Below are 12,998 nucleotides of genomic sequence, written 5' to 3' on the forward strand. Positions count from 1 at the left end.
CAGCAAGTGCTAACTTTGTTGGTGTAAAGACTTGTGAGGGGCTGCCCAAATTTTGGGCAGCCCCTTGCTTTTTTGGTGCACATACGGCACACTTACGCCTTGAAATTTACGGGTTAACCCGAAGTTCTCCAAAGGCTCATTCCCGCATGGTTCTAAATGTCCGTGGCTCTGCATGCAGGCGTGTTTTTGCTTTCCTGCTATTGGCTGTTTCTGTCTTGTGCACCCCATTGGGGCATGCGCGTCAGGCTGCTCCGCAGGAAATTGGTGAGGTCATCGGACTCTCGGCACTACCCTCGCAAGGCCAGGCAACATATGCGCTGATCAAGCAGGGCGGTCCGTTTCCTTTTGATAAGGATGGCGTGGTCTTTGGGAACCGTGAACGTATTTTGCCGCTCCAGAAGCGTGGATATTACCGGGAGTACACCGTGAAAACGGTGGGTGCCGGTAACCGGGGTGCTAAGCGAATTGTTTGTGGCGGGCCTGCCAGAACGCCAGATGCATGTTTTTATACCAGTGACCATTACGCCAGCTTTCGTCGCATTGTCGAATAGAGCGTAAGAGGCTGCTCCCTCAGAATTTTGAAGCCGGGGTAAATTAGATGATTGAAAAGAAAGCGGAGACGGATATGCCTCTTCGCAATGTAAGAACCAATATCGTGCAGTCTATTCGTGCCTTCAGGGTGCAAGATTTGCAAGATGCTGCTTTGGGTCTGGGCCAGCATTTCCTGTACGCGAACCTGGCGAACGCCCAGAGCAAGCAGGATGTGTTGGACATGATCGCCCAGCAGTTCACCTTTCCGACCCATTTCGGCAAGAATTTTGATGCGCTGTACGACTGCATGACAGACCCGTTGCATAAATCGGGCCCACAGCCTGGATTTGTGGTGGTGCTGGAGCAAATTCCTGCGCACGCCAAGTTTGACAAGGAAGCCCGTGAGCAACTGCTCGACATTTTCCGCGATGCCGCAGACTATTGGGGGGACCGGAAGATTCCGTTCCGATGCTTCTATTCTTTTCTGTAGCCCGTTCTGCACAAAACAGCCAAGCAGAACGGGCGAACGAGGCAGGCAGCGATGCCGTCTCGGGCATTGAATTGAACAGTGAATCCGGCGAGAAGATGCCTACCGACAAGTTGGTAGATGTGTCGCCTCTGGCCTTGCGTATGAGCAGCCCGTTTAATGCGGGTTACTGGCTGGCCGCAGCCTGATTCGGAGGCGCGTTGCATGCTGTAAGCTGCAGTCGCTTCCATCAAAAAAGCCCGTCTATGACGGGCTTTTTTTATGTGTGTGCCAGGCTGCTTGCCAGTGTCACATATTCCTCCACCGGGACTTCTTCGGCGCGGCGTTTGACGTCGAAGCTGCCGCTGAAGGCCTTGGTTTCCAGCCATTGTCCCAGGGTGTGGCGCATGATTTTGCGGCGCTGGCTGAACGCCACCTGAACGATCTCACTCAGCAACTGCACGTCCACGGATGCGGGCTTGGTCAGGGGCACCATGCGCACCACGGCGCTGTCTACGCGCGGTGGCGGATCGAAGGATTCGGGTGGTACAAACAGCACGTTTTCCATCGCGTAGCGCCATTGCAACATGACGCTGAGGCGGCCATAGGCGGCGGTGCTGGGACGCGCTACCATGCGGTCGATGACTTCTTTTTGCAGCATGAAGTGCTGGTCTTCGACGACATGGACCGCATCCAGCAGGTGGAATAGGATGGGGGTGGAGATGTTGTAGGGCAAGTTGCCGACTACCCTGACTTTTTTCGCCGGGTTTGCTATGGAATCCGTAGCTGCTACCGCAGGTAGAAACTGCGTAAAGTCCACTTTCAATACGTCAGATTCCACCACCGTCAGCTGGGGGTGCTGGCGCAGGCGCTGGGCCAGATCTCGGTCTAGCTCCACCACCGTCAGATGGCCTAGCCGTTCGACCAAGGGCTGGGTCAGTGCCGCCAGGCCGGGGCCGATCTCCACCATATTGTCGCCAGGCTGGGGGGCAATCGCATCGACGATGGCGTCGATGATGCCGTTGTCGGACAGGAAGTGCTGGCCGAAGCGTTTACGGGGGATGTGCTTCACGGCGTATTCATGGTCATTGCGGGGATTCGCGGTATTCGACGTAGGCACGTGAGCGCAGCTCGTCGATCCAGCGGGCGTAGGCCTCGTCCAATTTCTTCTCGCGCACTAGGCCACGGACCATTTCGCGCTGTTCACGCTGCGACAGTGTGGCGGTGCGGCGTTCCAGCAGCTGCACCAGGTGCACGCCAAAGCGGGACACAAAGGGCGGGGCAATCTGGCCGGGCGTCAGGTTGTTGAGCACCTCTTCAAATTCCGGCACGAATTGGCCGGGACTGGCCCAGCCCAGGTCGCCCCCCTGTGCGGCGCTGCCATCGGCTGAGTTTTCCTTGGCCAGCTGGGCAAAATCGGCCTGCTTGTTCTGGATACGTCTTTTGAAGTCGTTCAGGCGTTCAAGGGCTGCGGCCTCGGTCAGCCGTGGGCCGGTGCGCAGCAGGATGTGTCGGGCATGTTGCTGGACGACGGCCGTGGCCACGCCACCCTGGCGCTTGTCGAGCACCTTGAGCACGTGGAAGCCTGCGCCAGAGCGCAGCACCGGGCTGATGGCGCCGGTATCCAGGCCTTGCACAGCGTTGACGAACAGCTCCGGGTAGCGATCTGCACTGCGCAGGCCGAGTACGCCACTGTTCTTGGCATGGTCAGGGGCGTCCGACAGTTCGCGGGCCAGGGCGGTGAAGTCTTCGCCTGCCAGCGCACGTTCGCGGATTTTTTCGGCCTTGGCCTGCAGTGTTGCGACTTGTTCGGGAGTTGCGTTTTCAGGTACTTCCACCAGCACCATGCCCAGATTGAGCTCCAGGGCTGACGCGTCGGTTTTGCCTTGCTGGTCACGCAGGTATTGGTCCACCTCGGCGTCGCTCACGCGCTGGCGGCTGTCCAGTTCGCGGTCTCGCAGACGGGTGATCAGGATCTGGTTGCGCAGCTCCTCGCGGAACTGGGTGGGGACCATGCCGTCCTGCACCAAGCGGCGGCGCAGCTCGGTCACGCTCAGCTGGTTTTGGCGTGCCACGTTCTCTTCTGCCGCGTCAACGGCCGAATCATCGACCTTCACACCGGTTTCACGCGCCAGCTGCAGCTGGGCTTTTTCAACGATCAACCGTTCCAATACTTGGCGGACCAGTTCGGGTGTTGGGTTGGCGGCTTCACCTTGTTGCGACATCTGCTGCAAGGCGCGGCCCACCCGGACGCGGACTTCGTTATTGGTAATGGGCTCGGAGTTCACCACGGCAACAATGAAATCGGCCTGACGGGGGCCTTCGGGTGCACGGGCCGTCAGGGGGACGCTGCTGCTGCCGGTCAATCCGGTGCCGGATGGCGACGCAGGGCGCAGACCTTGGGCAGATACGGACAAGGCCGCCAGTGCCGCCAAGCCCAGGAGCGTCGTGCGAAATAAACGGTGGTTCATGGTTGGGGTGGAAGTGAGTGGACTTGCTTCGCGGAGAAGGCGTGGCCTTCCTCTGCTGGTGCAGGTCGGTGGTTAGTCGTATTGGCTGAAGCGGCTGGGGGTGGTGATCTGCTCGCGCAGATACTGGTAACGGGGAATGTTTTCCTTCAGGACCGACAAGGGGTTGTTGCCAACGCCCAGGCGTGTAAAGCCGACAAACTCCAGCTGGAAGGAAATTTTCTGGGTGGATGTGGTGGTGCTGGTCTGGGTTCTGTCTAGCACCACGCGGCCAACCCAGCAACCGGCATCATATTCAAAGCCCATGACCGCGTTGACCATCTTGCGGTCATACATGCTGTAGTTCAGGCGACCCACGCTGTACCAGCGCCCCTCAGTCTGTCCGGAGCTGTTCTTGCCGTTCCACAAATCGCTGATCGGCCATTGCCAGCCCAGGTCGATCTGTTCGCTGCCATCGGTGGCCGTTGACGTGGAATTGCGTTGGTACCGGTAATTGGCGCTGATCACGCGGAAATCGCCCGGATTCCAGCGTCCGCCAATGGTGGAGCGCTCGGAGCGGCGGGTCTGCGGGTTGTACTGTACGGTGCTGTCGAAAGCCCAGCGCTTGTCCCAATTCAACTGGGTGCCGACCAGGAAGTCGCTCCAGCGGTCGGTTACGGTGGAGCCACCGGGCAGTGTGACTTTTTGATCCTTGAAGCGTAGCCGCTGGGCGAAGCTGAAGCGGGCCAGCTCTTCGCTGGTGTCGGGCTCCAGGAAGCGGGTGGTCACACCCAGGGTCAGCAGATTGTTGTCGGCAATGCGGTCATTGCCGGAAAACGAGTTTTCTGTATAGACCGTGGCGAAGTTGAAGTCGTTCAGGCCGGTGTCGTAGACCGGCAGCATGCTCTGGTCGCGGTAGGGCGTGTTCACATAGAACGCGCGCGGCTCCAGGGTCTGGGTGAGTGCCTTGCCCCAGAAATTGGCGGAGCGTTCGAACACCAGGCCGCTGTCCAGGCTGAAGGTAGGAACCGTGCTGCTGGCCGAGGTGGCGCCGTTGCTACTCAACGCGGTATCAAACTGGTAGCTGGTGGCATGCAGCTGGACCTTGGGCGTCACAAACCAACCTGGCGCTACCCAGGGGCGGCTGATCTGTCCCAGCGCGTAGCCACGCTTGGCATTGGGTTGCCCGGTCAGCGTGCGGTCCGCCGAGAACTCGGTGTAGTCGGTTTCCAGCGATGCATCTATGCCGCCCACGTCGTAACGTGCGTACTTGGCGTTGAGTTCGGGCAGCCGGTCGTAGGGCGGAACAATGATTGAACTGGTGCTCTGCAGGGTTTGCCATTTCAGCGTGCGCACGCTAGCGCTGAAATTGTCTTTGGCCCAACTCAGGGTTGCGTCATTGGACAGCAGGCGCTGCGTCAGCGTAGTAGACGAGCTGCCAAAGTCGGTCCAGTAGTTATCGTCACTGACCCGGTTCAATGCCACGTTTAAGCCTAAGCCGCCGATACCGGAAATTCCGGTCTGGACGGTTCCCGAATGCGTCGCAGCAATGCCCCAACGGGATTCGCCGCGTAGCTTGTCACCGGGCAGGTAATTGGCCTTGACTTGACCCTTGTATTCCGGCTCCAGGTAACGGAACTCGCCGTCCAGATTTACGCCCCGGCTGGTCATCACCGTGGGGGTGATGGTGGCGTCGCGGTTGGGCGCGATGTTCCAGTAGTAGGGAACCGTCAGCTCCGCGCCGTTGGTGCTATCCAAACCTATGCTGGGCGGCAAAAAGCCCGATTTGCGCTTGTCCGTCAGCGGAAAGCTCATGGCTGGGAATGCCAGTATGGGCACGTCCTTGAAGCGCAGCACCGCGCCATCGGCCACGCCGACTTCTTCCTCGGTATCTATGCTGATTGAAGTGGCGCGCAGTATCCAGTCGGGCAGCCAGCTCGGGCCGGGTTGGCGGCGGCAGGTACTGTAGGTGGCGTTTTGCAGCACCATGCGGTTGTCGTCCACGAAATCGGCGCGGTCGGCCTCGCCATAAGCGCCGTTCTTGATGAACTGGTAGTGCGGCTGGACGAAAAAGCCCTCGAACGAATCCACCTTCAGCTCCAGCGCCGGGCCTTCGTAGATATTGCCAGCGCGGTTGATGCGCACATTGCCGCGCGCCTTGACCAGATCGTCGGGCTGGTAGTACTCCACCCGGTCGGCCTTCAGCACCATATCGCCTTTGCGCATCTCGGCATTGCCATCGATCACGGTGTCCAGGTCGGGCCGGCCCAGAGTGTGGTCGCCAGAGAAGAAGCTGGGCATCTGCTCCCGCATCTCTTGGGGAATCTGCTCCTGCAGCAGGGGCGTAGACTTCAGGACCAGGGGCGGTTGGGCGTCCTCGGCGCGTGCCGTGGCCGAACACAGCACGGCGGCGACAAGTGCCACAGGCGTCAGGGTAAAGCGGCCGCGGCGGGTGCTGCGCTGGAATTCAGGCATCAGGGCAGGCATGAAAGAGGTGGATCGGTCGGACGAAAGGGTTGTACACAGAGGCGGGCCAGCTATACAGATAAGCCGGATTTGTAGAATGGATTATCCATGAGCCCTACCTCCACTCCAGCGTCTCCCACTTCTTTACCCGATTCCGGTCCCATCGTTTGGGCTGATGCTGCGCGCGCAAGCGCCTTCCATGCCTGGCTGGAGCAGATCAGCGGCACCCACCAGTTGCAAGCGCAGACCCTGCAGCTGGCCGCGGCCGACGCCGGTTTTCGCCGTTACTTCCGTCTGCAAAGCGCCCACGGCAGCTGCATCGTCATGGACGCGCCTCCCGACAAGGAGAACTGCGAGCCCTTTGTGCGCATCGCCAGCTTGTTTGCCCAGGCCGGCCTGCTGGTGCCCGAGGTGCTGGCCTGGGACCAGGCCCAGGGCTTCATGCTGCTCAGCGACCTGGGCACGCAGACCATGCTGCAGGCCCTGCAGTCTGATCAGCCACCGCCAGCTGCCGGCCTGTTCACCCAGGCGATAGACACCCTGGTGACGCTGCAGCTGGCCTCCCAGCCCGGCGTGCTGCCGGTGTACGACGCGGCTGTGCTGCAGCGCGAGCTGGCGCTGTTCCCCGACTGGTACATCGCCCAGCACCGCGGCATTACCCTGGACGATAGCCAGCGCGCCACGCTGGACAAGGTATTCGCCCAGATCGTGGCCAACAATTTGGAAATGCCCAGCGTCTACGTGCACCGCGACTTCATGCCGCGCAACCTCATGGTCGGTGGCGAAAAGCTGGGTGTGCTGGACTTCCAGGACGCGCTCTACGGCCCCATCACCTACGACATCGCCTGCCTGACGCGCGACGCCTTCCACAGCTGGGAAGAAGACTTTGTGCTGGACGTCACCATCCGCTACTGGCAAAAGGCGCGCAAGGCCGGCCTGCCGGTGGGCGACGACTTCGGCGCCTTCTACCGCAGCGTGGAATGGATGGGTCTGCAGCGCCACCTGAAGGTAGCCGGCATTTTCGCCCGCCTGACCCTGCGCGATGGCAAGCCCAAATATCTGGCCGATACGCCCCGTTTCATCGCTTACATCCGCGCCACCGCCGGCCGTTACCGAGAGCTGACGCCTTTGCTTCGCCTTGTCGACAAAATCGAAGGCACACAGGCGACTACGGGTTTTGCCTACGGAAGGATGTAGCCAGCGACTGGTTTGGCGCTACTTTATACATGGTGCCTTTGGCGATTCGCATGTATAAAGTGGTAGCAATTTTTCACGGAGCTTCGACTATGGCATACGGTACCCGGATGTGTTCGGTCTTAGGTTTCTGTCTGGTGGTAGCGCTTCCGGTATACGCACAGTCAGCCCCCCCGCCGAGCAAGCCAGCGGCAGCTGTGGAGCAGAGCTTGGACGCCATGCGACAGTTGGTTGCCGATGCAAGCAAGCACGGTGCTCCCTGGAACGGACCCGAGTCCGGTCCGGTTGCGTACGCAGGGGCCACCGTAGCGATAGTCAGTGAAGATCTGCGCAATGGGGGTATTCTCGGCGTCGGCAAGGGTATCCAGGAAGCCGCAAAAACAATCGGCTGGAACACCAAGATTTACGACGCAGGAGGAACGCCTGCAGGGCGCGCCAAGGCTCTTTCCTCAGCGCTGGCTTTGAAGCCGGATGGCGTCATCCTGGTCGGCATCGATGTCAAAGAAATTCAAGCCCAACTGGCCCCATTTGAAGAACGTAAAGTGCCTATGGTGGGCTGGCACGTCGGCCCCAATGCCGGCCCGATTGTCGGCAGTCCGATCGCCATGAACGTATCCACCAACCCGCTGGATGTGGCGCGTATCACGGCCATGGCGGCGGTGGTCGCGTCCGAGGGGCGGGCAAGTGTAGTGGTCTTCACCGATAGCAACTTCGAAATCGCCATGGCCAAGTCCAATGCCATGGCGGATGTCATACGTGCCTGCAAGGGCTGTCGCTTGCTGGAAATCAAGGACGTAGCGATTTCCAAAAGTGCCGAATTGATGCCTGCAGCGACGCAAGACCTGCTCAAACGCTATGGCACGCAGTGGACCCATGCGCTGGCCATCAACGATATTTACTTTGACTATGCCGCGCCAGAGCTGACCAATGCCGGAAAATCCAGCAAAAGCGTCAACATGCTTTCCGCCGGCGATGGCAGCGCCGCCGCCTTCCTGCGCATCCGGGCGGGCACGTTCCAGACCGGCACGGTCTCCGAACCACTGAATCTCCATGGCTGGCAGCTGGTGGACGAATTGAATCGTCTGTTGGCTCGCCAGCCGGTCAGCGGCTACATCGTTCCTGTGCATTTGGTCACGGCCGACAACATCGCCTTCGACGGCGGCGCACAGCGCCAATACGACCCTGACAACGGTTACCGCAACATCTACCGGCGCATCTGGAAACGTTAAGAACACACGCCGGAATTTATTGCTGAATATGCACTTACGGCTACCCCGGTCTCTGCGCAACCAGTTCATACTGGCCCTTTCGGCACTGGCGCTGCTGGTTTTGGCTGGCGGTGTGACTGCTGTGTATGCCTTGCGCGTCAATACCAATGCCACCCAGTTATTGGCCGAAAAGCGTCTGGTGCAGATGCGGGATGCGCAAGACCTCGTCCGGCGCACCTTGCTCATCGAGCGCGAAGCCTACCAATTGACCGCTGCTGAATCTGTCGACGAGATGCGCGAGAGCTATGCCGATGTTCTCAAGCAGCTGGAGTTGTTCGACCACACCATAGACCGTCTCGCCGCGGCCGACGACGATCTTGGTGTACTTGACCTGCACGAGTCCAGCCAGTTGTTTCGCAATACCGTGAATATCGTTGGGCAATTGCAAGAAAGCAAGCTGCAAACCACTGGGCAAGCACCACCTAAAACCAGCGCCGAAGCAGACCAACAGTTCCACACGGAACTGCGCAATCAAGCGGGTCAGATGGTGGAAACAACCCAGGCTCAATCTGACCGCGTCACGCAGGACTACCGAAATGCCATGCTGGCATTGGCAGAAACCTCTCAGAAGAACCAGCGCTGGGTCACGGTGTTACTGTCAGCCAGCTTGTTGCTGGCTTGGCTGGTAGCGCAAAGTTTTCTCGGCAAACATGTGCTGGCGCGTCTGCAATTGGTTAGCAAAAGTCTGCGCAAAACCGAAGTGGGCGAGGGGCGGTTTGTCGTTCCAGTACAAGGCAGTGATGAGATTGGAGCCATGGCGCGCGCCGTTGAGCAGTTCCAGGAGGACCGCCAACAACTGGCTTTGGCCAACGCTGCGCTGCTGGTCGAAAAAGCCCGGCAAGAAGAACTCATCCGCAAGCTTGCGCAAGCCCATAGCCAGTTGCTGCAATCGGAAAAATTGGCCTCTATTGGGCAGCTCGCTGCTGGCGTGGCGCACGAAATCAATAATCCCATCGCTTTCGTGAACTCAAACCTGGGCACCCTGCAAGGCTATGTGGAGGATATTTTCAAAATCCTGGCTGCATACGAACAGGGCGAGAAGGAGTTGAGCCCCGCCACCCAGAAGACCATGAACAACTTGAAGCAGGAGGTCGACATCGTCTATTTGCGTGAAGATGTGGGTAGTCTCATGGCCGAATCGGTGAACGGTTTGCAGCGGGTCAAACGCATCGTGCAGGATCTGCGGGACTTCTCCCATGTGGACGAGACAGATAAACAATGGGCTAACCTGGAATCTGGCCTGGACAGCACATTGAACGTGGTGTGGAGCGCGCTCAAGGACAAGGCCGAGGTGGTCAAGGAATACGGCGCCATCCCGGAAATCGAGTGCATCCCCTCGCAAATCAACCAGGTGTTCATGAATCTGCTGATCAACGCCGGGCAGGCCATCGAAGAGCACGGCCGCATTACCTTGCGCACCGGCCAGGATGCCGAAAATGTCTGGGTCGAGATACAGGACACGGGCAACGGCATACCTCCTGAGCATCTGGACCGCATTTTTGACCCTTTCTTCACCACCAAACCTGTTGGCACGGGCACCGGTCTAGGCCTCTCTATCTCCTACGGCATCGTTAGCCGGCATGGTGGACAGATTGAAGTGACAAGCCAGCCTGGAAAAGGCGCCACCTTCAAGGTGCTGCTACCGCGGAATGCCGTTTCCGCACGGGCGGAAGCACATTCGGAAGTGGTGTGAACAAGGGCCGCGCCAGCGCCAGACCGGGAAACCGCATAATTACCCCCTCTCGCAACATGCAAGCCGCTACATACCCAATCCTCTGGGTCTGAGGGGTGCTGCCCACGCCAAGTTTTTTGCGCCAGTTTCTGGTATTTGAACTAGCCATTGAAAATGGCATTTCCGCACATCCAATAAAGCTTTATAGCTACATAAATAATAGCGTTTACCTGTATGCCCCGTTTTTACTGCCCTGCCCCTTTGGCGACCGGGGCTGTTCTTGATTTACCCGCCGGTGCTGCCCGCCACGTGCAGGTGCTGCGCATGCAGCCCGGCCAGAGCATCACCCTTTTCAACGGCCAGGGTGGCGAGTTTGAGGCCACGATTGAACGCATGGGCCGCAGCGATGTGGCCGTGAGTGTTACTGCCCATGACCCGGTGGAGCGTGAAGCAGCGCGCGCGGTGCACATCGTGCTGGCCATGCCCGCCAATGACCGCATGGACTGGCTGGTCGAGAAAGCTGCCGAGCTCGGGGTGGTCAGCATCCAGCCCCTAGTGGCCGAACGCAGCGTGCTGCGCTTGAACGGTGAACGCGCCGACAAAAAGCGTGCCCACTGGTTTGCCGTGGGCGTAGCCGCCTGCGAACAATCCGGCCGTAATCGCGTGCCCGAGGTCTACCCCGTGCGCAGCTTTGCCGACTGGGTGGCCACGGCCGACGCCGGCCTGCTGCTGTCGCTGCGGCCTGGCAGCCAGCCAATGCTGAATGCGCTACCTGCCAGCGGCCCCATCCACTTTCTCAGCGGCCCCGAAGGCGGCCTCAGCCCTAGCGAGGAAGACGCGGCCATCGCCCGCGGCTACCGCCCGGTGACCCTGGCCAACCGCGTGCTGCGCGCCGAGACCGCGCCCCTGGCGGCGCTGGCCCAACTCCAGTTCTGACGATGGAAGACACGACGCTCCCCGACAGCGACACCACGCTGTCGGATTACTTCCGTGATGCTGACTTTGCCGCGGAATCGCTGCTGGCCTTCCGCATCGACGCCCAGGGCGCGCTGATCGACGCTCTGCGCGCCCTGTTCCACGGCCCGGCCGGTCTGGTGCGCCTGCGCCTGTGGGTCTTCATGGGCCTGCTGGGCCAGAGCGAAGCCAGCCTGAGCCGTGATGACATCAACGAGCTGTTCCACGCCGTGCGCCCGGAAGCGCTGGACACCGTGTTCAAACGTTTCCGCGACACCGGCCTGCTGCTGTGGGACGAAACCCAGCGCCGCACCAGCCTGACCCCGCTGGCGCAGCAGCTGTCTGCCGTGCTGGGCGTGCTGAATACCGCGCCGCCGGCCGATGGCGAAGACGGCGACCTGGCCAGCCTGCTGAGCCAGGTGGTCGGTGCCGACCAGCTCGGCACGCTGGACGCCGCCCAGGTGCAGATGCTGCAAGCCCAGCTGGGCCGCCTGCATGCCGAGTTCGAGGACGCGATTGCCAGCGGCTCCGAATTCCGCCTGCGTGAGGCGCGCAAACGCTACGACCGCGCCGCGCGCCTGATCGACAAGGCCTCCACCGCCATCACCGCCATCATCAGCCACGCCCACGGCCATGTGGTGATGGAGCGCGCCGCCCGGGCCCTGGGCCAGGCGCAGAGCCGCTTGCTGGCCATGGCCAGCCAGTTCAACCGCGCGCTGCAGCAGGTGGACCGCCAGCGCGTCACCCTGGGCACCACCGGGATCACCAGCACCGACGTGAAACGCTGGCTGCAGACCGTCGCCGCCCCCGAACATTTGCTGCAGGACGCGCTGGCCTGCCCGGTCGCGCCCGTCATGCTTGCCCCCCATGAATTGCTGGATGTGACCGAAGCAGAATTTGAACGCGACCGCCCCACGCTGGCCCTGTCCGATGCCCTGCCGGTATCCCAGGCCGCGCCGCTTGGCGAACTCAGCGCCGTGGCCTTGCCGCAGGCGCTGGCCGATCTGTCCGAGCTGCTGGCCAGCTGGAACACCGACGGCACCGAGCCCCGCACCGCCGTCCAGGCCTTGCTGGGTGCTGAGCCACTTGAAGCCGCCTATGCCGAGGTCGCTTACAAGGCCCAGCTGCTGCCGCTGCTGGGCGACGCCCAGGCCTGCCTGCTGCCCGGCGCCACCGGTGACCTGGCGCGCCAGCCCTGGCGCGTGGAATGGAGCACCGAGTTGCTCGACCTGCAGCACCCCGTGCTGGCCCAGGTCAGCGCCGGTGCGCTGCACCCGGTGCTGCCTCCGAACGCATCTATTGAGAAGACCTCCCCATGACCGACGAAGCCGCCCTGCTGGTCGCCGAGCTGCTGGCCCGCCGCAGCCTGCCGCGCACCCATCCCCGCGTCCGCAAAGCCCTGGTCAACGCCGAGCTGTTTGCCCAGGTAGAGCAGCGTCTGGCCGACATCGGCCTGCGCTGGATGGACAACATTTACGCCGAACACGTCAGCCTGGCCCTGCTGCCTGCCGCGCAAAGCACCGTGATGGGCGAGGCTGGCATCAACGCCAACAACAACCTGGAGCTGCCGCGCGACGGCCAGGCCCTGCTGGTGGTGCTGTGGGCGCTGATCATCCTGCCCAAGCGCGAACGCCAGACCAGCCGCGCCCCGGTGGCCGAGACGCAGAACGATATGTTCGCCAGCAGCAAGCCGCTGCCGCCGGTGCGCGACGTCAGCCCGGTGCTGTCGTACAAAGCCCTGCTGGAAGACTACGGCACGCAGCTGGGCAAAAAGACCCGGCTCGACGGCAACCTGAAGCTGCTGGAGCGCCACGGCTTCATCCTGCGCCGGCAAGACGATATTGCTGAAGGCCCGTTGCTAGACGTGCTGCTGGACTACGACATCATGGCCCCGCGCATCCTGGACGGCGCCCTGGCCGACGTGCTGGCCCGCGAGCAAGCCGCCCGCCTGGCCGCTGAAGCCCAGCTGGCTGCCGAAACCCCTACCGAAGACTGAGCCC

The 12,998-nt window shown here is 61.2% G+C and carries 11 protein-coding genes; 8 read left to right on the forward strand and 3 right to left on the reverse strand.

All coding sequences use genetic code 11. From position 1 onward, the window contains the following. The first annotated feature begins 146 nt into the window (after nucleotides 1–146). Nucleotides 147–551: a guanyl-specific ribonuclease gene (locus tag AC07O2_RS09825; protein ID WP_495075551.1), complete on the forward strand. Its 405-nt coding sequence runs from the start codon at nucleotides 147–149 to the stop codon at nucleotides 549–551. Nucleotides 552–598: 47 nt separating this feature from the next. After that, nucleotides 599–1,021: a barstar family protein gene (locus AC07O2_RS09830; RefSeq protein ID WP_490591847.1), complete on the forward strand. Its 423-nt coding sequence runs from the start codon at nucleotides 599–601 to the stop codon at nucleotides 1,019–1,021. Between the two features lie 256 nt (nucleotides 1,022–1,277). Here AC07O2_RS09830 and rsmA read toward each other — a convergent pair whose 3' ends face one another. From rsmA to AC07O2_RS09845, 3 genes are all read right to left on the reverse strand, one after another. Beyond that, nucleotides 1,278–2,069 (reverse strand): 16S rRNA (adenine(1518)-N(6)/adenine(1519)-N(6))-dimethyltransferase RsmA, encoded by a 792-nt coding sequence (gene rsmA / locus AC07O2_RS09835; RefSeq protein WP_495075552.1) that lies wholly within the window; start codon nucleotides 2,067–2,069, stop codon nucleotides 1,278–1,280. A gap of 13 nt (nucleotides 2,070–2,082) precedes the next feature. Then, nucleotides 2,083–3,468, reverse strand: a complete 1,386-nt coding sequence (locus AC07O2_RS09840; protein ID WP_495075553.1) for a peptidylprolyl isomerase — start codon at nucleotides 3,466–3,468, stop codon at nucleotides 2,083–2,085. 72 nt (nucleotides 3,469–3,540) lie between these two features. After that, nucleotides 3,541–5,931 carry an LPS-assembly protein LptD gene (locus AC07O2_RS09845; protein WP_495075554.1) on the reverse strand — a complete coding sequence of 797 codons (2,391 nt, stop codon included), beginning with the start codon at nucleotides 5,929–5,931 and terminating at the stop codon, nucleotides 3,541–3,543. Nucleotides 5,932–6,018: 87 nt separating this feature from the next. Between AC07O2_RS09845 and AC07O2_RS09850 the strand changes: the two genes are divergently transcribed. The 6 genes from AC07O2_RS09850 (at nucleotide 6,019) to AC07O2_RS09875 (ending at nucleotide 12,994) form a co-directional block, all read left to right on the forward strand. Next, the gene (locus AC07O2_RS09850; protein WP_495075555.1) at nucleotides 6,019–7,107 is read left to right on the forward strand and encodes an aminoglycoside phosphotransferase family protein; all 1,089 of its coding nucleotides are present in this window, start codon (nucleotides 6,019–6,021) and stop codon (nucleotides 7,105–7,107) included. A gap of 89 nt (nucleotides 7,108–7,196) precedes the next feature. Beyond that, entirely contained in the window at nucleotides 7,197–8,333 is a 1,137-nt protein-coding gene (locus AC07O2_RS09855; protein WP_495075823.1) for an ABC transporter substrate-binding protein, read from the forward strand. Between the two features lie 121 nt (nucleotides 8,334–8,454). Beyond that, nucleotides 8,455–10,065, forward strand: a complete 1,611-nt coding sequence (locus AC07O2_RS09860; RefSeq protein ID WP_495075556.1) for an ATP-binding protein — start codon at nucleotides 8,455–8,457, stop codon at nucleotides 10,063–10,065. Between the two features lie 213 nt (nucleotides 10,066–10,278). Then, nucleotides 10,279–10,980, forward strand: a complete 702-nt coding sequence (locus AC07O2_RS09865) for a 16S rRNA (uracil(1498)-N(3))-methyltransferase (protein WP_495075557.1) — start codon at nucleotides 10,279–10,281, stop codon at nucleotides 10,978–10,980. 2 nt (nucleotides 10,981–10,982) lie between these two features. After that, nucleotides 10,983–12,317, forward strand: a complete 1,335-nt coding sequence (locus AC07O2_RS09870; RefSeq protein ID WP_495075558.1) for a hypothetical protein — start codon at nucleotides 10,983–10,985, stop codon at nucleotides 12,315–12,317. After that, nucleotides 12,314–12,994 (forward strand): hypothetical protein, encoded by a 681-nt coding sequence (locus AC07O2_RS09875; RefSeq protein ID WP_495075559.1) that lies wholly within the window; start codon nucleotides 12,314–12,316, stop codon nucleotides 12,992–12,994. The genes AC07O2_RS09870 and AC07O2_RS09875 overlap by 4 nt, the downstream gene beginning before the upstream one ends. The last annotated feature ends 4 nt before the right edge of the window (nucleotides 12,995–12,998 follow it).

The organism is Rhodoferax sp. GW821-FHT10B06, from assembly GCF_059415605.1.